Origin of the sequence: Antarcticirhabdus aurantiaca (assembly GCF_009765365.1) — a bacterium.
Classification (GTDB): domain Bacteria; phylum Pseudomonadota; class Alphaproteobacteria; order Rhizobiales; family Rhizobiaceae; genus Antarcticirhabdus; species Antarcticirhabdus aurantiaca.
Map to the genome: position 1 here is coordinate 216,621 of NZ_VTOM01000002.1, position 20,700 is coordinate 237,320.

At 62.4% G+C, this 20,700-nt stretch carries 14 protein-coding genes and 1 pseudogene; 9 read left to right on the plus strand and 6 right to left on the minus strand.

Annotated features, from left to right (window positions below):
* Positions 1-45: 45 nt before the first annotated feature.
* Genes FZN60_RS03205 through FZN60_RS03215 form a run of 3 tightly spaced genes read left to right on the plus strand, consistent with a single transcriptional unit; the run spans position 46 to position 5,408 of the window.
* Entirely contained in the window at positions 46-1,536 is a 1,491-nt protein-coding gene (locus FZN60_RS03205; protein WP_158871024.1) for an ATP-binding protein, read from the plus strand.
* Positions 1,533-2,537, plus strand: coding sequence for a PD-(D/E)XK motif protein (locus FZN60_RS03210; RefSeq protein WP_158871026.1), 1,005 nt, complete (start codon positions 1,533-1,535; stop codon positions 2,535-2,537). The genes FZN60_RS03205 and FZN60_RS03210 overlap by 4 nt, the downstream gene beginning before the upstream one ends.
* A 3-nt stretch (positions 2,538-2,540) precedes the next feature.
* On the plus strand, positions 2,541-5,408 hold the full coding sequence (locus FZN60_RS03215) for a Z1 domain-containing protein (protein WP_158871028.1): 2,868 nt from the start codon (positions 2,541-2,543) through the stop codon (positions 5,406-5,408).
* Here the strand turns inward: FZN60_RS03215 and FZN60_RS03220 are convergent.
* The 4 genes from FZN60_RS03220 to FZN60_RS03235 form a co-directional block, all read right to left on the minus strand.
* Positions 5,365-7,116 carry a response regulator receiver domain gene (locus tag FZN60_RS03220; protein ID WP_158871030.1) on the minus strand — a complete coding sequence of 584 codons (1,752 nt, stop codon included), beginning with the start codon at positions 7,114-7,116 and terminating at the stop codon, positions 5,365-5,367. The two genes, FZN60_RS03215 and FZN60_RS03220, sit on opposite strands and share 44 nt — an antisense overlap.
* A complete protein-coding gene (locus FZN60_RS03225) occupies positions 7,109-10,051 on the minus strand; it encodes an ATP-binding protein (RefSeq protein WP_158871032.1) in 2,943 nt (980 codons plus the stop codon). The genes FZN60_RS03220 and FZN60_RS03225 overlap by 8 nt, the downstream gene beginning before the upstream one ends.
* A 277-nt stretch (positions 10,052-10,328) precedes the next feature.
* Positions 10,329-11,144, minus strand: coding sequence for a hypothetical protein (locus tag FZN60_RS03230; protein ID WP_158871034.1), 816 nt, complete (start codon positions 11,142-11,144; stop codon positions 10,329-10,331).
* Positions 11,145-11,360: 216 nt separating this feature from the next.
* Entirely contained in the window at positions 11,361-12,515 is a 1,155-nt protein-coding gene (locus FZN60_RS03235; RefSeq protein ID WP_199266471.1) for a DNA cytosine methyltransferase, read from the minus strand.
* A gap of 770 nt (positions 12,516-13,285) precedes the next feature.
* On the opposite strand from FZN60_RS03235, the gene FZN60_RS03240 reads away from it, so the two are divergent.
* The 5 genes from FZN60_RS03240 to FZN60_RS03260 all read left to right on the plus strand — a co-directional run bounded on the left by FZN60_RS03240 (position 13,286) and on the right by FZN60_RS03260 (position 16,995).
* Complete coding sequence (locus FZN60_RS03240) at positions 13,286-13,468, plus strand: hypothetical protein (protein ID WP_158871036.1); 183 nt, start codon at positions 13,286-13,288, stop codon at positions 13,466-13,468.
* Positions 13,469-13,837: 369 nt separating this feature from the next.
* Positions 13,838-14,686 (plus strand): dCTP deaminase domain-containing protein, encoded by an 849-nt coding sequence (locus tag FZN60_RS03245; protein ID WP_158871038.1) that lies wholly within the window; start codon positions 13,838-13,840, stop codon positions 14,684-14,686.
* The gene (locus FZN60_RS03250) at positions 14,683-15,651 is read left to right on the plus strand and encodes a thymidylate synthase (RefSeq protein WP_158871040.1); all 969 of its coding nucleotides are present in this window, start codon (positions 14,683-14,685) and stop codon (positions 15,649-15,651) included. Before FZN60_RS03245 ends, FZN60_RS03250 begins: the two co-directional genes overlap by 4 nt.
* Before the next feature lie 121 nt (positions 15,652-15,772).
* On the plus strand, positions 15,773-16,327 hold the full coding sequence (locus FZN60_RS03255) for a hypothetical protein (RefSeq protein WP_158871042.1): 555 nt from the start codon (positions 15,773-15,775) through the stop codon (positions 16,325-16,327).
* On the plus strand, positions 16,327-16,995 hold the full coding sequence (locus FZN60_RS03260; protein WP_158871044.1) for a hypothetical protein: 669 nt from the start codon (positions 16,327-16,329) through the stop codon (positions 16,993-16,995). The genes FZN60_RS03255 and FZN60_RS03260 overlap by 1 nt, the downstream gene beginning before the upstream one ends.
* A gap of 139 nt (positions 16,996-17,134) precedes the next feature.
* On the opposite strand, the pseudogene FZN60_RS03265 reads toward FZN60_RS03260, so the two are convergent.
* A pseudogene (locus tag FZN60_RS03265) lies at positions 17,135-17,368 on the minus strand (IS481 family transposase); the annotation flags it as partial.
* A 354-nt stretch (positions 17,369-17,722) separates the two neighbouring features.
* Here FZN60_RS03265 and FZN60_RS03270 point away from each other — a divergent pair.
* Entirely contained in the window at positions 17,723-18,880 is a 1,158-nt protein-coding gene (locus FZN60_RS03270; protein ID WP_158871046.1) for an endonuclease/exonuclease/phosphatase family protein, read from the plus strand.
* A 149-nt stretch (positions 18,881-19,029) separates the two neighbouring features.
* Here FZN60_RS03270 and FZN60_RS03275 read toward each other — a convergent pair whose 3' ends face one another.
* Positions 19,030-20,634 carry a DUF6538 domain-containing protein gene (locus FZN60_RS03275; RefSeq protein WP_158871048.1) on the minus strand — a complete coding sequence of 535 codons (1,605 nt, stop codon included), beginning with the start codon at positions 20,632-20,634 and terminating at the stop codon, positions 19,030-19,032.
* Positions 20,635-20,700: the final 66 nt, after the last annotated feature.

Sequence of the window (20,700 nt, forward strand, 5' to 3'; positions counted from 1 at the left end):
GGCAGGACGGATGCGGATGCCGATGGTCGCAGAGGGAAAGGATTGTTGAAGGCCGCACTCCGATCGGCGGGATCGTTCGTCCTTCCGCCTGACGATGCGGGTAGCGTAAGAGCATTTTCGCGCATCGGATACGATCTCGCCGAAGCCTTGGCCGACTTGATCGACAACTCGATCGACGCGGCAGCCCGTCGGGTGGAAATCACGTTCACACGCAACGACAGCAGGGTGACCGCGGTCACGATCGCCGACAACGGTCGCGGCCTGACCGAGGGTGAGCTGCAGGAGGCGATGCGGTTTGCGGGTCCGAAACACCGCGCCCCTTCGACCCTTGGGATGTTCGGGCTCGGCATGAAGTCGGCGTCTCTGAGCCAGTGCCGCAGCGTCAGCGTCCTTGCAAAATCTGCGACAGGCTCACCGGTCGGTTGCCGATGGACGGAAACATCGATCAGGGAAGGTTGGCGCTGCGAGACTCTCGAGAGTGCCGACGTCCGGGAGCGCTTCGCCGCCAGCTACGCCTCTCCGCAGAAGCCTGATGCGGGTCTGGTGGTCCTCTGGGAACAGCTAGACCGCCTGACGACAACCGGCGGTGAAGGGGGATTGGACAGCTTCCTGCAGCAGATGCTGGTCAGCCTTGATCGCAGCCTGGGATTGACATTCCACCGTTTCATCGGTCCCGCATTTGGCATAGTGCTGAGGGTGAAGCACGAGGAAAGGCCTACCAGTCTGCCGCGTCGCGTTCGAGCCTACGACCCCTTCGGCTATGCTGCATCGGGACGCTCGGGCTATCCCAGGACCTTTGAGACATACATGCCGGGAGGACCCGCGCTTAGGCTTCACGCACACATCTGGCCGTCCGGGTCCGAATCGCCGGAATTCCTGCTCGGTAAGCGCCGCGCCCTATCGAACCAAGGCTTCTTCTTCTACCGGAATGATCGTCTTGTCCAGGCAGGTGGATGGCAAAGCGTGACCAACGATGCCGTTGATCCTGAACTGACCCTCGCCCGAGTCGCTATCGACATCCCGCCGGAGTACATTGACATCAATGTACAAAAGTCTCGGATCCAGACGACTGCGGCACTGTCTTCGGCTCTTGCCGATGCCAAGTCGGGCCAGCTTATGTTCGGAGACTATCTGGACGACGCCCGTCGAGCCTTCCGCCAGGCGCGAAGTAAATCTGCAGGTCCCGCTCCCCTCCCGCTCGTGCTCGGCGACGGCCTGCCGGTGTCCGTGCAACGTCAGTCTCGTCTGTATGCAGGCGGATCGATGTTCCGCCGCATCGATTTCGTCTGGCACACGTTGCCGCCGGATCGCGTCTTCGCCCTGGATCAAGCATCCGATCGCATCGTATTGAACGATGTCCATAGAGCCCGGCTATCGCCGGGCTCGGAGGAACCGTCCATCGACTTGCCGATCTTCAAGACCCTGCTTTTCTTCCTTCTGAAAGAGGAACTTGACGGATCGCGGCTGTCTCAGCGTCGAAGAAGACGTTTGGATGAAATCAACAATCTTCTTTTGAGGGCGCTGGAGAATTCGTGAACAAGTCGGTCGCGGAAGCCAATCCTTTGCTGCTTCCCGATTGGGAGCAGGTTCACGACCATTACATCGTCACCGGAGTTCCCGTCATCTTCGCCCTGCGTACCCGACCGCTCATCCGCGTGTTCATCGACGATGGGGGCAGCCGGCTAGGCGCGGTGTTCCAAGGGGGAAGCTGCGCCGACGTACCGATTCGGCTTGCGGCCGTGAGCATGCAGGACATCCACGCGGATGGTGCAAGAGCCCTTGAGCTATCGGTCACATCAAGAGCATTGTTCCGCACCTTTCACGCTCTGCTGGCGGACCTGACGACACGGGTCGAAGCCAGCGAAGACGTGAGCCGAACCGTCACGGACGTCCTGCAGGAGTGGCAGTCTCTCCTCAAGGTGAACTCCGCGCTGAGCGAGGATCGGCGGCAAGGCCTCTACGGCGAATTATGGCTGCTGCGACGCCTACAGCAGTCCGGCACCGCCAATGCTCTGGACGCTTGGACAGGTCCGTTCGGAGCATCGCACGACTTTCGCCTTCTTGGCTTCGATGTCGAGATCAAGACGACGAGAGGCACGCGTCGGGTACATCACATCCACGGATTGGCCCAGTTGACTCCCATGCCGGGTGTGCCGCTCTTCCTGCTTTCCTTGCGCCTCGAAGCTGCCGGCCAAGTTGGAGAGAGCCTGCCCGAAGCGGTTGAGTCCATTGCCCGCCGGATGGTCGCCTCGGAACGAGACCGGTTCGATAGTTTGATGGCACGTTGCGGCTATCGCGAAGCCGACGCTCATCTCTACTTGGAACGATGGCGATTGGCGGAGCGGCCGCGCATTATCGCGGTGGACGAATCCTGTCCTCGGCTCACGGCCGAAGCCATCCGGAGCATGCCGCCCTCGTTCGTGCCCGAGCGGATCATCGATGTCAGCTATGAAGTCGACGTGGACGGCCTGGGAGTGGCGGACGGGACGGAGGATTTCCTCGCCATCATACCTCCAGCTGAATGGCAGGATGAATAACGGATGTTCGAGCAACTGAACGGAGCGCTGGCTTTGATGCAATCGGGGCCGAAGCCGCTGGGCCCCGCCTTGGCCGCAAGCGCGGCCGTGAACGATGTCGCCTCACCCTTGGATGCCCTGGGTCTCGAGGAGTTGCTCTCGTCGGCAGCGCCCGGAGATGCTTCTGTCGGGATCTTTCGTCGGGCACTGGCCATATGGGACAACGAAGGCGAGGCGATCTGGACGCGAACGACGCTTCGCAACACCGCCGAGCGACGTGCCCGGATCTATGAGGCACTTCTCATGGCTCCATCCCTTCGCGAGCTGTGCAACGAGCGCTTCCCATTCCACCGTCTGGATGCGCCGTCGGTCATCGCCGCCGATCATGAGCGGTGGTATGATGAGGCGCGCAGAAGAAGCTCCGACTTCTACTGGACTGCCTATCGTCGGCAGCTCGAGCGCCAGGGTTGGTCGGAGGCCGGGATCTCGGCGCTGGACGAGAGCACGACCAGCGTCATCGAGAGGCTTTCGGATCCTCGACGGACTCAGGCTTATCAGGCTAAAGGGTTGGTCGTAGGGTATGTCCAGAGCGGGAAGACAGCCAACTTCACGGGCGTAATCTCGAAGGCAGCCGATGCGGGCTACAAGCTCATCATCGTGTTGGCGGGAACGCTCGACGTACTTCGTTCACAGACGCAGCGACGCATCGACAAGGACCTGATCGGGCGCGAACTCCTGGATCGCGATTACGTACACGATGCCGATTGGAAGCGCTTTCTCGAGCACGGAGCCAAACCTTCGAGCCTGGGCAGCTTCGACTGGCATCGGCTGACCGGCCCTGAGTCGGACTATCGAAAGCTCGGAAGGGCGGTCCATTCCCTTGCGTTTGTACGCTCGAATACTGCCAAACCGTTCTTCGATCCCGACAATCTCGTGGATAGTCCGGCGCGCATAGCGATCGTCAAGAAAAACAGCAAGATCCTCGAACGCTTGCTGTCAGATCTCCGGTTCCTCGGCCGCACGCGCACGGGCGCACCGTTGGATCAGATCCCCACCCTTATCGTCGACGACGAGTCCGACCAAGCATCGATCAATTCCAACAAGCCGGTGACCGGACCTGAAGAGCAGGAGCGCACCGCAACGAATCGCGGCATCGTGGAGCTTCTCCGACTACTGCCCCGCGCCCAATATGTCGGATATACAGCAACACCGTTCGCGAACGTCTTCGTGGATCCCAACAACGAAGAAGACATCTTCCCGCGAGATTTCCTCGTCTCTCTTCCACGCCCGGACGGCTACATGGGCGTGGCGGACTTCTACGACCTGAACGGCAGCTCGTCGGACGAGTCGACGCGGCCCAACCGCCGCGATTACATGCGGCCGCTCGTCGGAGACGACACTGCCGCCGAGAACCTTCCGCGAGCCCTGGACAGCTATGTTCTCAGCGGAGCCCTCAAGTTGTTCCGGGAAGCCGCCCGTCCCGATCTCACCTACCGCCATCACACCATGCTGGCACATGCTTCCGCCCGGGTGGCCGAGCACGACGATCTCGCCGAAAGCATACGAGCGGTCTTACAAGGTGCAGGTTACGAAGCGGGAAGGGGACCGGACCGTCTCGCCAAGCTTCTGGAGACGGATTTCAGGCCGGTCAGTGCCATCCGCAGTCCCGATATGCCGTTTCCTGCCACGTTCGAGGAAATCGCGCCGTTCGTCGGCGAGACGCTTGCCCGTTTGGGAGAAGCACGGGAAGCCGTGCGCATCCTCAACAACGAGAACCAGGATCAGGCACCCGACTTCGACAAAAACCCGGTCTGGAAGATCCTCGTCGGCGGCACGAAGTTGTCCCGCGGCTACACCGTCGAAGGACTGACCGTCAGCTACTACCGCCGCCGGGCACAAACCGCGGACACCCTCATGCAGATGGGGCGCTGGTTCGGCTTCAGACATGGCTACAGGGACTTGGTCCGGCTGTTCATCGGCACGGACGAATGGCTGGACAGGAACGGGCGAAGACGCATCGACCTATACGAGGCGTTCGGCGCCGTGTGTCGCGACGAGGAGCTCTTTCGCGAGGAGCTGAAGCGGTACGCCTCGATGGAGGAGCCCCGCATCACTCCGATCCAGATCCCGCCGCTGGTGCCGATGCACATGCTCAAGCCTACGGCGGCCAACAAGATGTACAATGCACGGGTGACCTACCGGAACTTCGGTGGACAGCTGGCCGAGTCGACGTTCGCCCCAACCGACCCGAAGGACGTGCGCAGCAACCAGGATCTCGTTGAGGATATAATCGGCCGGACCACCGTCCGGGAAATGACGCTTGTCGGCGACGCCGCCCGGGGCTCCGGAGGATTGACGGTGAACGCCGGGATCCTCCGGCCGAGCGACATCGTCGAGCTCATCCGCGGTTACATCTGGTTCGATCGCCGTGAACGAGGGCGCACACCGAACCCGCTCTATCAACAGCTGGAGTTTCTTCAACAGACCGGCGATCGCAGCCCTCAGATCGAGGACTGGGTGTTCATGAGCCCGAAGTTCGATAGCCCCCGCGCGCACCTGTCGATCGCGGGCGCGGATTTCCACGCAGTCTTCCGCAGCCGAAACGGGCCCCGATTCACGACCTACAACGATCCCGTGCATCGTAGATTCGCCGAGCATGTGACGGGCAAGATCGAGATGTCGAGGCCGAACGCCGCCCTCGACGAACTCCGCCGCCCCGGCCGAGGCGCAATGCTGTTCTATCCCATAACCGACGTGAAGACCGGCAAGGTCAAGCCCCCTTTTTCTCCCGGCCTGACCTTCCTCTTCCCGAAGAACACGATACGAACCCCTCTCACCTTCGGGGTCGTCAGACCTGATCGACCGTCGGCAGCGGTTGTGCCTGCGGAATGAGGTCGACAGCCTGCTCGACCGCAGCCGCGGCGGAAGCCGTGCTGTCCGTCCCGGGCATCCGCAGCCAGTTCAGCCCGATACGGGCCTTCTGGACTCCGGCATCCATGAGGAACTTCGCCGCATAGCCAGGACGGAGCTTGGCGATGACTTCGAAGCCGACTTCCTTGAACGTCGGCTTTCCGCCTTCCTGACGGATGAGCATACCTTGGAACTTGCCGGACGCGTATCGGCCCTGGTCGTTCACGAACAAGACCTCCAGCTTCGCCTGACGCTTGGTCTCGTCGGCGACTTCGAAGGCAGTCGGCTTGCCGTCGACGGTCAGATAGATATGGCGGCCGTTCGTGGCCTGCCGCAGTCGTTCTTCCAGGTCGCGAGCCGGCAAGCGGGCCAGCCGTGCGGCGTAGACGGCCTTGAATTCGCCCAGCTGCCCGTCCCAGCCGCCCTCATTCTGCCCAGGAACGAGATCGCAGCTCGGCGTCGTACAGACCCAAAACTGCTCGGCTCCCCGGCCCAGCGAAGCCTTGAAGACAAGGCCCGGCGCGAGCCGGCCGTCGGTTTCCAGCGGCCCCGAGCACAGGAACTCGTTGGCGGCATGGTACACGGCCTCGTTCCCGACTTCCTCGCCGAGGCGACTGAGATCGCGGGCGGCGGACAGAGCATCTGCCGGAGCAACGTCGCCGATGATCTTGTTCCCGAAGGCACCAGCGGCGGCCTGCATCTCGGCGGCCAGGCTCGAGAAAAGGTGGCTATAGAGTTCGTTCATGCGGCCGGCCCGCTCGCCCGGGGCTGCCGACAGGAGGTTGAGAAACCATCCGGCCTGGGTCAGCGACTGGCGCAGCACCGAGCGGTCGTGCTTGGATCCTGCCTTCTCCAGCGCGGCGCGTGCCTGCACGACCATCGCCTGCAAAGGTGTGGGCCGCGAGGCGGCCAACCCGTCGCAGAGACGCTCGATGAGAACTTCTGGAAGTTCGTCCTTGCTGACCACCGCGACGAACAGGTTGGGCGTGCTGATCCACGGCACGTCGGAGTCGACGTCGCACGAAGGCGAGACGTCGGTCGGTCGACTTGCGATCGCTTCAGCCCTCATGCGGTTTTCGAAGTGCCTCTTCGCGACCATGCTGAGCATGGGCTTGCCGAGTTTGTTCAAAACTTTTCCGTATGCCTTCTGTGCGTCGGCGAGCGTCCCTTCATAGCCGCGGCTGCCCACCATCGCCTTGATCAACTTGATGTCGGGGGGCAACTCGATTCCCTCGATGCCCTCGTCGAGCTTGTCGGACAGCTGCTCTTCCAGGTCGGCCGAAATGAACTCGCCCGATCCGAGCCCATAGGCAACGCTGAGCGCGACCGATGTTGGCTCATCGCTCGTGTAGATCAGAACCAGATTGAAATGCGGAGAAATGGCAAGCTTCTGCAGAAGCTGGATCGCTGCCGTACAATCCTCCGGCCGGGCCGACTCCAGATGGAAATCGACGATCAGGAGATCCGATTGATGCAGGTGCTTATTGTTCTCGATGTCGATTATCTTGTGAACGTTGCTCTCGACGTCGCAAAGCCAACCTCGCGCCCTGCAAAGATCGACCATCGTTCTGACTCGCGCGTTCGCGTCGACCGGCTGGCCGTAGGTCGGGAACTCGTCATCGACTAGCAGAGCGAACCGGATCGGCTCGAGGTAGGCCTCGGCCAGCAGGTCCCTGTGAAGTTCAGCCATCGATGCCGTCCCGCATGCTTATCTTGAAGTTCGCACCGCTTAGGTCCCGCCTGTCCGGATCCGTCACGTATTCGATGGTGTGACCGCCGGCAGCCAAGGTCTGGCGGCATAGATAGAGCCCGACGCCTCGTCCTCTGATCCGCCGCGTGAAGAAGAGCTCGAACAGGTTAGGCACGTCGTCGGGATCGACACCCGGGCCGGAGTCGCTGATCAGGATCGCTCCCTCGCTCACGCCGAGACGAATACGACGCTCCGGAGCATCGCTGACCCAGTAGAGCGCGTTGTTGATCAGGTTGATGAAGACCGGAAGCACACGGGAGGGGAACTCGCTGAAGCGGACGGCGAGAAAGGCCGCGCTCGCTTCCAAGCTGACTTTCCGGTCCGAGAGCCCGCGCTCGAAAAAGCGCCCGACATAGTCGAGGATTTCCTTACCGTTGATCTCTCTCCGCGCGTCTCCTTCCGAGACCTGCATCTGGGACAGGAAGCGCAGCCGCTCGACGAGCTCTCGACGCGCCTCGTCGGCATCCTTGAATTCTGCCGTATCGCGGGCGGCCTGGGGCAGTCCGTGCAACGCTCGTTCGAGGCGCCTGTTGAGGGTATTGAGCTCGTGAGTGAGGATCTCGACGCTGATGCCGACCTGAGCCAACGCCTGAATGCGCCCCAGCTGAACTTCCAGGGTATCCTGCCGCGCATCCGCAAACGTCAACGCGCTGTCCAGATCGATGCCTTCCGAGAGCTGTTTGACGGAACGCAGATACGGGTCGTACACGCCGGCGAAACGCTCCGTGAGTTGCTCCCGCAAGGAGTCCATCTGGCCCAAGGCGTGGGAGAGGCTGATCCGTCCCTCTTCCAATTCGCCGAGCAGCGGAGCGGCACGCTTGTAGAACTCCTTTAGATCGCTTTCGATCGATTCCGCGACCCTGGCTTGCTCGGCGTCGAGCATCGCCGCGATATCTCTGCGCCAGCGGACCAGGAGATCCGTCACCGCCTTCTGGTTCCGGCCCAGGTGTGAGCGTGCGACGACCGGATCGGGCTCGGTCTGGATACGGTCGGTTTCCGCCCTCCAGACGTCCCGCAGTTCCTCCAGCCCGGCGGCGAACCGGCTGTAGTCGTCGCGGTAGGAGCGGTACGTCTTCTCGAAGGAGGCGAGCTTCTTCGGCTTCGGGGGCAGACGCAGCTCGCCTTTCGTGGTCACGAGATCGTCCAGCGGGCCGCCCACGGCCAGCAGGGCTTCGGGAGAGCCGTCGACGATGGCGGCATCGAGACGTGAACGTGCCGCCTGCAGTGCAGTCAGGGAACGCTGGAGTACCGGAGCACGGTCGCGAACGGCGGTGCGGAAGGTGGTCAACGTGCGCTGTCTCGCCGCCTTTGCCTTCTCGGCCGCCCCGGCGTTCTCCGCCGCGATGCCCGGGAGCAAATCCTTGCGAACCTCCGATGCCGAACCGAAGTAGTCTCGGGCCAACCGCCGCAACAGGTCGATCACGAGCGCCTGCATGGCGCGAGCGGCCGTGTTGTCGATCAGGCCTTCCCGGCCTGCCTTGTCGCGCAGGTTCGGATTGGCTGCACGCGTGATGGCCAACCGGCCGAACAGACGTCGGCTCGACCAGAACTCGCGTCCCGCATTGTTCGTGCGCCGCTCTTCGATCTTGAAAAAATCGTTCTCCGGGCGCCCGTAGGGCATCACCCGCAGGCCGTCGCGATAGACGTTCAACCCGGAATGTGCCTCGGAACGCCCAGCGATCTTAGCATGTACATCCGGCGGATGCGTCGAGTAGCCTGCCTCCGGCTCGAAGGCGCCGATGCAGACGCCGAACGGGCCTACCCGATCCCGGGGCGCTGTCGGCGGATGCGCAGACGGAATGTACTCGACCGTCCCGAGTTCGCGGCCGTACGCTTTCACCTCGCCTCGGAAGACGCCGTGCTCGTCGAAGGCGCCGTCGACATAGTGCTCGAGGCCGCGCAGGAAGCCCAGTCCGAAGTCCGGGTCGCGAGCAACGACCGGCACGATCTCGCCGTTTCGGTGAACGATCACCCGGTAATCCAGCGCGAGATCTTCGGCGGCGTAGGGATCGGAGAAACCGGTCAAGGTCCTCCTCAGAGAAATCTTGACTGCGTCGGCCTCGTCGGCGGTTACGCCGTAGTGCCTTCCCACCCATGCGGCAAGGAACGGATTGATGTCCGCGACGATCAAGGCCGTGCCCGTTCGGCTGTCGCCCTTCCAAACTCCCCAATCCTCAAGCGGGGCGAGGCTGGGAAGGCTCAGATCGACGAGTTGCCGGATCCGCTCGGAGGTACGCTCTGCGGATGGATCCTGCGCCCGTTCGAGGCGGTCGAAGGCGGACCAGGCCGACTGCAGGCGCTCGGCGCGCTCCGGCTGATCGCGTGGTCCGTCTACGCTGGTCAGCAGTTCCCGCCTCAATCCTTCAACCAGTGATCCGAGCGATTCGAGGCTGTCGAACTCGACGATAGGGACGGACACATCCTCGAGCAGCACAAAGGGATTCTCGAAAAGTCGCCAATCCACCAGCCCGGCTACGAACGGAGCGTCCGCCCGCTTCGAGACGATGAGCACCGCGGCGCCAATGGCGGCGACCGACAGACGTCCGATTCCTTTCTGACCCTGACGCGGGCGTACGGGAAGCCCGAGCCTGAGAGTTTCGTCGGTCTCGGCGCCGCCCGCCTTCGACTCGGTACCCACGACCAACCATTTGGAGACGAAGTCTTCCCGCGACATTCCGTGTCCGTCGTCGAACACGGCAGCGGCAGGCTTGTGCCCCCCATACAGATGGAGAGACACGGAGCGGGCGTAGGCGTCGTAAGCGTTCTTCCAAAGCTCACTTACTGCAGTCGGCACGTCCGCGATCTGCTCGCGTCCCAGGTGGTCGATCGTGCGCGCACGCGTGCGGAAAGGAACGTTCTGAGACATGCCGATCATGAGGCGCCGTATCGGACGAGCATGCGAGCAGCAGGCGTGCTGATCGGCCGTCGGCTCGGTCGAGCCTTCGTGACCGACGTCGCCGATCCGTCCCGCAAGTTCCGATCGGCTTCGAGCGGCTCGGCAGCATCGGCGCAGATCAGCTGGCGCAGATAGAATGCGATCCGCAGGGATTGCCGATCCGATTTTGATACGACCGAACACGTCCCACATGCCGGGCGGCACACATCGCCTACATCGCTTGATTGCGGATCCACGCCCGAGCGCCTGCTCTTCGTCATGACTGATATGCATCCTCATCGCGACCTCGCGGCGGCGGAAAGCCGAATTCCACCACACCCCAATCTTCGAAGGATCCTTCGAACGGCCGAGTGGCTTCCTCGATCAAGTTTCTAATCTCTCCGAGAGGCGCCGGGTCGGCTCCGACGAACCTGTATCCGACCGAGAGTCGCAGAAAGCCATACCAGAGAAGGTCCGTAAGAATCCGGCCCTCGTGAGCGAGGATGACTGCATCCCTCCTGCAGTCCGGCCGGCTCTCCCGTTCCATCGGCAGGGAAGCTCCGATCGTATCTGCATGCTGTATGTGGCTTGCCAGAGCATAGCCGTGCGCGAGTCCTTGCAGATCCTTCAGAAGCAGATCCCCGGATCGGGACAGCTCTCCGACGATCCCTGTGAATCCCCACCGCGTCTCGAGCTCGCCGCGGACGCTTTTCGGATATCGGCCGGTCAGTCCTGCCAGGTCGGCATCGGACAGGATCAGGTCACGTATAGGTTGCCATCTGCCGTCGAGCGGGTCGTTTACCAAGGCGAGGATCTTGGCAGCCCTGGCGTGATCCTTCAGGAGCGATACGCCGAACAGATCCTCCGAGTATTCGCGGCAGCGTAGCGTGAAGTCTTCGCACGTTTGGAGTAGATAAGCGATCTTCAATGAGGCTTCGAGCGAGGAGCGGACAAGCACCTCCGCGTCCCAGAGCTGCCCGCAGGCACACAGGAGCACCGCGCTCTCTGACGAGCGAGCAGCGGCCGACGCCAGTCCCATGATCGTTCCGCGCTGGGCTGGATCCCATCCGACATAGGTGGAAACGGGGGTCATGTGCGGAAGGAGCTTGCGCGACGCGTCCAACGCGCGCTCCGCCCATTGCCGTTGAAGGGCGGTCAAGTCCTCACCGTACATGGACGAATCCGGGATCTGGATCGAAAGGGACGGAGCCGCAAGCATCGATGCAAACTGACGGTTTCAGTGCGATCTCCATTCCACGTCCGACTCCCGAAAGGACGATCGCTTTGCCGCGGGAGCGCAAGGCTTCGCTCATGCGGCTGCAGGCCTCCGATCCCGTCTCGCATCTTGAAGCAGCTCGACAAGGGGAAGGACAAGAGTCCGGGCCATCTTAACCGGGACTGCGTTGCCGATCTGCGAGCCCCCTGCGGTCAAGCCGCCCTTGAACACAAACCATTCCGGGAAGGTCTGGAACCTTGCCGCGTGCCTGAGAGTGATACCGTGGGGTTCGGTAGGATGCACGAAGCGGCCCTTCGACGGATTGATGCATGCGGTCGTCATCGTCGGTCCCGGGAGGTCGGGGTTAATCCGACCGTAGACGTCCGAATGTCCGTCGTGTTCGCCGTGGCATCTAAGTGTCCGTCCCGACTGCTTCCGCGACCCTCCGTTGATCGGCGTCTTCGCGAAGGCAGCCGTCAGTTCCTCGCCATGACGCATGTGAACGCCGTTCTCGTCCGACGCGTCCACCGGCTCGTCGAACACGACGGAAGCCGGCGGCCAAGGTCGGGTGCCCGCGATGAGGCCTCCTTCGCTGCAGGTCGGCTCCGGAGGCCACGCCACCGGATCCTGCGTCCGATCCGTTCCGAGAAGGAAGACCCGTCTTCTGTTCTGAGGAACGCCGTAGTCCCGGGCGTTTAGGGAGAAGGGCATCGGCAGATGATAGCCGCTTTCCTCGGTAAGCCTGTAGAACTCCTCCAGGAACCAGCGATGTCGCGGCCACAGCATGCCGGGAACGTTCTCCACGAGGAAGATCCGAGGACGCAAAGCTGCGACAAACTCGAAGTATCGGAGCAGCAAGCGATTTCGCGGATCGCCCACGCCGGCATCATTGAGACGGTGGGACGAGAATCCTTGGCAAGGAGGTCCGCCAAGCAGGATGTCGCACCGTCCCTCGTCGAGTCCGGTCTCGCGCATCAGCCGAGCCGGATCGAGTTCGAGTATGTCCGTCTCGAACAGCTTCGTGCGCGTCAAACGGTTGTCAATCAAGTTCGACCTGTACGTCGCGCACGCCCATCTGTGCATTTCGACCGCACCGACGACCTGCACACCGGCGGCCAAGGCTCCGAGAGACAGTCCGCCAGCACCTGCGAAAAGGTCGACTCCGATCAACGGCCGTCCCATTCGGCTCGCCCCGGCCCAGACTCCGCGAAGATTCTCGATTTGCATGGTAGGGTCGGAAACAGGCATCGTCGCTCCTTCTGCTCCGCCCTCCCTACTCCGCAGATCGGAAAGCTCCTCATCCGACGTCGCGAAAGATCCCGGCAGCCATGCACCCATGGCATACGCGATTTGTCTAAAGACCGGTTTCCGCCATATGCTTTTCCAGCGCGATTCTGGAATCCCGACAACCTGACGGTGAGGCGGTCGGATTGACCCGACCGTCCCCGGATCATGGAGCGACGCACCGATCGCACGACCGTTCCTCGGGCACGATCCACCCAGCCGCGAGGGGTGCATGACCGACTTCGCAGTAGCAGAAGACCGCCGCGATCCGATCGACATGGGCTGCGATCGTTTTCCGAGATGTGTCGGGAATTGCCCAGCACTGCTTCGCTTCGAAGGGGAAATGCGCGACACCGCACGATCGCCGAAGCCCCTCCCCTCGTCAGAAAACGTCATCGGGCGCCCGGAGGCTCGATCCGCCATCAGAGCTGCCCGCTTCGATAAGGCGACGCAGACTGCAGGACGGGGCTCACAAGATGCGCTCGGGGTATCTTGCAGCGGCAAGGAACGCCAAGCCGAACGGCCGAACGCAGGCGATCGTATGCCATCGGCGCAGATGGCCCCGAACCGCCGAGCGGCAGGATCGAAGTCGGGGCAGCCGAGGACGCGCCTTCTGACGCGTTCATAGGCGGGTCCTCGGCGAATCGGACGAGCTGCCGCGATCATGGAAACTCAACCGGGCTCGAGGCGTGCGCTGCTCGAGAACCGCTCGCGGTTGCGGAGATGCCGACGACATGCGGCAGGCGATCGGTCTCCATGACGCTGGAGGAGAGGCCGGCAACTTTCAGATCCTGATGACTTGCATGCCGGCCAAGTCCCTTCGGCTCACCACTGCCGAGCCCGTTGCCGCAGTGCGGGCGAGTGGGACGGGCATCGGCTATGAGAAGGTTGCCATCATGCGCGTTACCTCAGCGTGACAACCCGTTCGCCAGACGACTCGCTTCCTCGCAGGCATCCAGATCGCTCACCGGCCTGCTTGAGATCAGCTTGCTAGGCAGCTTACCGTGCCGATCAACGACCAAATGGAAGGCCGATCCACACCAGCGCATCCATATGACGCGAACCTCATGCAAGATGGCCGGCGGCATCCCGATTTCTCGAGCTTCGAGCCGTTCGAACGGATCTTCCCTGGCGACGGGCAGCTGTCATGACGCGGGACCCATTCGCCCTTCTTCCGGACCGGCATCGCCGGCCGGGTTGCTGGCAAAGACGGCTTGCTGCATCAGCTAGCACGTGATGCAAGCGATGACGCTTCCCCGCCTCGGGCTTCATAGTAGGATGTCGGCATGCTGAACTCGGTGCAGATCAATGCCCGCAAGCTAGTCCTTGGTGGCGTGGACGCCTCCTTCCGTGCGATCAGCTACGATCTGCGCGTCGGAAAGGTGGTTAGGCCAGGCGGCCAGCTGGCCGATCACTACGTCATTCCGCCGCAGGGCATCGTCGAGATCGTCTCCGAAGAACGACTGGCGCTGCCGATGGATGTCGCGGGCATCGCCATGGTGAAGACTAGCCTCAGCAACCAAGGTCTTCTCGCTCTCAACATCGGAATCGTTGATCCAGGCTATAAAGGGAAGATCGGAAGCTTCTTCGTAAACTTCGGGAGGCGGGAGCAGACCCTTCGGAAAGGTGACGTATTCCTGCGAGTAGTGTTCCATGCGGTAGCTCAAGACGCCGAGCTTGAAGAGCCGAGGCCGGTTGATGACGACAGGTATCTCGCCGACAAGCGGATCAATATGGAGGCAAATTTCGGCACTGAATTCCTCAACATCGCAGATATCACGGAACGGTTCGCCAAAGAACAGTTTGAGAAGTATCGGACGAAGATACTAGGCCTCGTCGCGTCAGCGGCCTTCATCCTCGCCGCCCTGACTTTCATGCTGAATTTCGGCAACCTCCTGCTCGTCCAGCGCTTCCTCCAGCCCAACGACGCGACCAGGGCGGAGCTGCTGCGGCAAGCTCTCGATAGGAGCAACGGGGATCTGGCCGAGGAAAATCGTGCGCTGCTGGAACGGGTCCAGCAGCTCGATCGAAATCTCAGCTCCGCTATCGACCGGCTGGAGGGCACTGGTGGACGCATCGATCAGAGCGAGGGAGGCCCGTTGGCTCGGCCACCGCAGGGGCAGGCAAGGCCTTGACCGCGTCGGCTGCCCTGCCCTCTTTTCATTCCATGGACGCGGTCCAGCGCTGGGCCATGGAGCGGATCATGAGTCAGGGAAGGCTCTCTTCGCCTCGAGGGCGGGAGACTCTGGAGCTACTCGCCGCAGGTTTCACGCTGGCAGATCCGCGCCGTCGCTGCATCACCAATCGCGAGCGCCGCTGGAGCCTGCCTCTGGCCATCGGCGAATTCGCCTGGCACGTCTCTGGATCGGACGAGCTCTCGTTTATCGGCTCCTACGCGCCTCGGTGGCGAGATTTTTCGGAGGATGGCCGGACCATCCGCGGAAGCTGCTACGGCCGCCGGATCTTCGGCACGCCGGATGGCACTCGGAGCCAATGGGCTCTCCTCAAGGAAATCCTCCGGGAGGATCCGATGTCGAGACGCGCCGTCCTGAACTTCCAGCAAGAGCCGCCGGAGGCGCTCCGGTCCGATTCGCTGGACACGGCCTGCGCCACCGTACTTCAATTCCTTGTGAGAGACGGAAGGGTCCACGCGATTGCTTACATGCGAAGCAACGATGTGGTCTGGGGACTGCCCTACGACGTGTTTTTATTCACGATGCTGCAGGAAATGCTAGCGTGCGAGATCGGGCTAGACATAGGAACGTATAGTCACGTGGCTGGATCGCTTCACGTCTACGCAAGACATTTCAGCCTCATTGAACGCATCTTGGAGAGCAAGGACCCTGACGCCTTTTCGATGCCGCCGATGACGGACCTGCCTGGCCTGACGGACTTCTTGGCATGGGAGCGGGCAATCCGCACAGGACAGTCACTGGGTTCTTTGCAGGCAGCGCATGGCTTCTGGCAGGATCTCGCCAACGTCCTTTGCATTTCCTCAAACCGGGGGGAAGGCAATGCGGCGCTGAGGCCTGCTGCCATCGGCCCCTACGGGCCAGTCCTCGTGCCGTCCGCCGGACCTGCATTTGGGTCCTCGGCGTGAGATTTCCCGGATCAACGGCAGCGCGAACCTGGCAGCCAACGGCGACAGGTTTGCTCATTTCCGATCTGGCAGGCCGAGCGGCCTTCCGTGCTCAAGGCGGCTACAATTCCGGGAACGATGAATGGCGATCAGCGAAGACGAAGCTCAGACGCTCATGGATGCCATCCTTGATGCTATTGCAAAGCAATCTACTCAGCCCGGTAGCAGCACAGCCGACGAGATGATCGGCCAGTGGCGAGCCGAGGTGGAGGCGGGGCGGCCGATTGATCGAAAATTGAAGGTGCGGGGCAGCCCCGGCCTTGATGAGCTAGCTGGGGTTCCTCGCTCCCGGACGACTTCGACCGGAGAGTTTGTAGGAAAGCAGGCGTATCTGAAGGTCGAACAACTGGATATGTTACTCGAAGCACTTGGACTGGCATTCATTGTACCGCACATGATGGCCTTTCGGCTCGTCGAGACGATCGAACGCTATCGCGAGCCAGATGACGACGCACCGCCTCCGTGGGTCGCGCTCGCAAAGACCGGAGAGGTTGGCGATCCGTCTCTTTTTTTCGACCGCAGGGTCGCAGAGCAGGCCGCCGCTGCAACGGCACCGCTCGCTCGGCTCATCGACGAGCTGTCCCGGAAGACCGGACTGCGCGAACGCCTTCTCGCCCTGGTCGCGGATCCGATCTGATGCCGCTGCGGGCCGACATGTGGGACGACATAGCCGCGGCCATCGCAGGCACGGCGGGATCCAATCTCTCGGCCACCTCCAATGGAGCCGATCTGTACGAATGCTACGTCTGGACGCTTGTGCTCGAGGCGGCCCGCCGCGAAGGCGCGGCGATCAGGCTGCTAGATCGCAGCGGCGCACCTGCCGCCAATGTCTGGTTCCGCACTTCTCCGTCGTCGATCTTCTCGACCGCCCACGATTACTGTTACGCCGAGATACAGTTCCCGGCCCGGGAGACACTGGAGGCGCACATCGGCATCTACGTATCCGGGAAGTCCAAAGTAAACCATGAATGCGACATCGCGGTCTTATCCAAGGATGAAGCCGACACCTGTCGCAGGGAGAGCGTACACCCGCGATCCAGCAAGGTCCTGCTCGCGATCGAATGCAAGTACTATCTGAGCAGCAGCCTGGGTGTAAATCTCGGACGATCGTTCCTCGGGCTGATCAACGACATCTACATCAACGGAAGATTCTTCGTTTCCACTCAGAATACCGGTTCTGTCGATCGGCTCTTCTCTAGACACAACAAAGAATACGAAGTCGGCATGTCACCGATGGCACCTGATTTGGAGGTTCGGCTGAGAGGATCTTTCGAGAAGCACTTCCGCAATTTCAAGGCCGCCTGACAGCCACGTTGGGACGCGAACACTTTCCGCGAACGCATCGGGATGCGTGCATGTGAGACCCGGAGGCGTCCAAGCCTTTTGGTATGTGAGCCCCCGCCTCGGCGAGAAGCCGTCCAGGACGTTGAGCTGTCAAATCGTACAGTCCTGGAATGAGGTGTAACGGATCGAGCGTTAAGTGATCGGGCTCTTGTGTCCAAGGGCGGGCGATGAACTCGTAGGGCGTGAAGCCGCGCAGGATTTTGAGCCGGCGGGCATGATTATAGGCATCGACGAAGAGCCGTAGGTGGCTTCGAAGCTGCCCGTGACTGTCGCAGTGGAAGTGTTTGACAGTCGCGCCCTTGATCGTGCGGTTCATCCTGTCGACTTGGCCGTTATCCGGCATGATGACGGCGGTGTCCTGACATCCCGCTGGTCTTCGGATCGGTGTTATGGTGAACCCATCCGTGATCTGGGGCATCGGGAGCACGTAAGTGCGGGCAGGCCGACCCTTGAACCATGGGCTGAGTGTAGATCGGCGTCCACTTGCAGCCTCGCTGACATCGGCACGATCGATAGGTCGGCACGCCGATCGGCGTCGAAGCTTGGCGCCGATCTACAGGCCTGACCGTCTAAACGCCGGCCCTACGTCGATTACATCCCTCCGCCGGGTTGCCTACGGACTTACTCGATCGCGACCGCAGACTACCTTTGTGGCATGCTGTGCTGCGAATCGAAGGTGGAGGTTTCCATGTCGAACAACTATGCCGGGCTACGTCGTGACCTCGCCGGGGAGAACGGAGCCGCCGAACGATGCGCCGAGCGGCTTCTGGCGATCCGCAAGCGCTTGGCTCCGGTCCGGGCGCGCAAGAGCGACGGCTTGCTCTTGCTCGCCACCTGGAACATCCGCGACTTCGACTCGAACAAGTTCGGCTGGGGTCCGCGGCTGCCCGAGACCTTCTACTATCTCGCCGAGGTGATCGCCTCTTTCGATCTCGTCGCGATCCAGGAGGTGAACGAGGATCTCGGGCCTTTTCGCAAGCTGATGCGGATCCTCGGTCGCGAGTGGGACTACATCGTTACCGACGCCACCGAAGGACCGGGCGGCAACGGCGAGCGCATGGCCTTCGTCTACAACACCGAGAAGGTCTGGTTCCGGAAGGTCGCCGGCGAGATCGTGCTGCCCGAGGGCCAGCTCGTGGTCGCCCGCAAGAAGGTCCGGGCGAAGGACCAGCCCGACATCCCGCCTACCACCGTCGAGACCCGACAGCAATTCGCCCGCAGCCCGTTCCTCGTCGCCTTCCAGTCGGGCTGGTTCCGCTTCTCGCTGTGCACCGTGCACATTTACTACGGCGACGACTCTGGGGACAAACTCCGGCAGCGCATCGACGAGATCCGCAAGCTGATTGGCTTCTTCGCCAAGCGGCAGGACAATGCCACACCCGATGCCGATCACCTCGGCGCGCCCGAGAACTACATCCTGCTCGGCGACTTCAACGTGGTCAGCCCCGAGCACGAGACCATGGCCGCCCTCCAGGACAAGGGCTTCCAGGTGCCCGCCGAGATCGACGGCCAGAAGGTCCGCCATAAGGGCGATCACTTTTACGACCAGATCGCTGTCCGAGTGAAAGACAGGCGCTTCAAAGTCACTGGCGGGGGCTTGGTCCCGCTTTTTGACGACGTGTTCCGCGACGAGGACATGGCCGTCTACGCCCCGCATGTGCCGGCGGAGGACCCCGAAAAGAAACTGAAGTTCAAGGCGAAGACGCCCGGAGACCATTACAAGAAATGGCGCACTTGGCAGATGTCCGACCACGCGCCCCTATGGATCGAGATTCGCACCGACTTCGCGGACGATTATCTGCGCGAGATCGCGAGGCCTTCGGGCCGACCGGCGATCGACCGATAGGGAGACGCCTTTCCTGCGGCCGCACCCATGCAGCTCTTGGCGCCTTCGCTTGAGAGGGTTTAGCTGTCCCGCAGCGCCTCGTCGATGCGCAGGGTCGGCGACGGTAGCCGCTTCGCGGCCAAGGCGGCATGGACTGACCTATCGCAGCTTCAGCTGCCTATCCTCGCCTTGTGCCGTCCTCTGCTGGAAGCGCGCCAACCACGAGAAGCCACATCTGCCTTCTTCATCTCGTAACAAGGCATTCGCACGATTTCGGCAAACATGGTCGCTACGTCGAACTCGCCATAGTTCCCGCCTTCGGTGCGCGGCACGTGGCCCTGAATGGCATCGAGGACGTCGGGCGCAATCCGTGTCCGCCTGCCGACTGTCTTGAACCGATGCCGCCAGCCGTGGAACGGATCGACCCGTGGGTCATCAAGCCCGACTGAGCGAGCCCATCGCGTCAACCGCTCTCCGAGCTTTTTGAAAGGCGGCGTCGCCCGCTCCGCACCTCCCTTGGGTAGAGGCTCGTAAAACAGCGGGCCAGCCTTTGCTCTGTGAACGAAGTCGAGGAATCCCTGCTCCTTCAGGTGCGGATGCAGCGGCACCAAGCGGAAGCGGCCGGTCTTCACGGTGCCGGCTTCCGGAGTGATGCGCAGCACCGGGATATTTCCCTCGAAGGTGATGTCCTCCTTCCGGATCTGCGTGAGCTCGTTGAGACGCGCTCCCGTGTAAGCGCACAGCCAGGGCACCCAACGTCGGGCCGCGGCATGCCTCGGCCCTAGCTTCGCCGAGGGCGTCTCGAGCGAGGCGGCCAGGGCGATGGCGGCCTCCTTGTCGTCGAGGCTGCGGCTGCGCTCCACCACCGACTTGGCGACCTTGATCCTGAAACCGGACGCGACGTTGGTCGCGAGCCGTCGCTCGCCGACCAGCCAGCCCAGCAGCGCCTTCAGGCCCGCGAGATGCACGTCGCGGATCGTCCTGTCCGATCGGCCGCCCTTGCGCAACGTCGAGATCCATCCGGACACGTCATCGCTCGTCATCCGCGAGAGGTCGTCGTGGCCGACCTGCGCCTCCAGCGTCTTCAAGGCCAGGCCCCACCGCTTCTGCGTCGACTTCGCCAGCTTCGCCGCCCTGGAGTAGGCCTCGAACTCCTCGGCGATCCGTAGGGACTTCATGGACGCCGCCCGGCTGACCAGACCGTTCGGAAAAGCTTCGGCCAAGAGCGGGAAGCGCGAGGCGGCGGGGTCGGGAGAATAGTCGCCGAGCACCATCATCTTGACCCCCGTGTCCGTCGCGTCGGCAACGGCGCGAGCGACGGCAAGGTCGAAGGGCCCCTGGAAGCTCGGATCGAGACGGATGCCGCGGGCTTCGCAGAAGCCATCGATCTTCGATCCGTAGGCATCCCGGAAGGCTCGATGAGCTTGCGCGTCGTTGGACGACTCGATGAAGTTGCGAGACAGGAGCCCGATGATGCCGTCGAAGAAGAACGAGGCGCGCCCTTCCTCGTGGTCGCGGACGATGGCCCGGTAGAACTCGCCGGCGAGGGCGTGCATCTCCTTGGCAGTCGGCCGGAAGTACCCCGCCCTGAGATTGCGCCACCGCGCCTCGATCTCGGCGAGCGCCTCGGCGTGAAGCCTGCGCGCCTCGGCGACGTCCTTCGTGCCGAGCGAGCGCTTGATCGTCGGACGCCCGACCAGCGCGATCAGATCGGCTGGCACGCGCTTGCGCAGGTAGTAGACCCCTGTCTTGGGGTGCTTCTCGGGCCGGGCCATTCGCAGGACCATCTGTGTACCACCGTTGTGTACCACCACGGCGATTACGAAAGCCTTGCGGCGCAG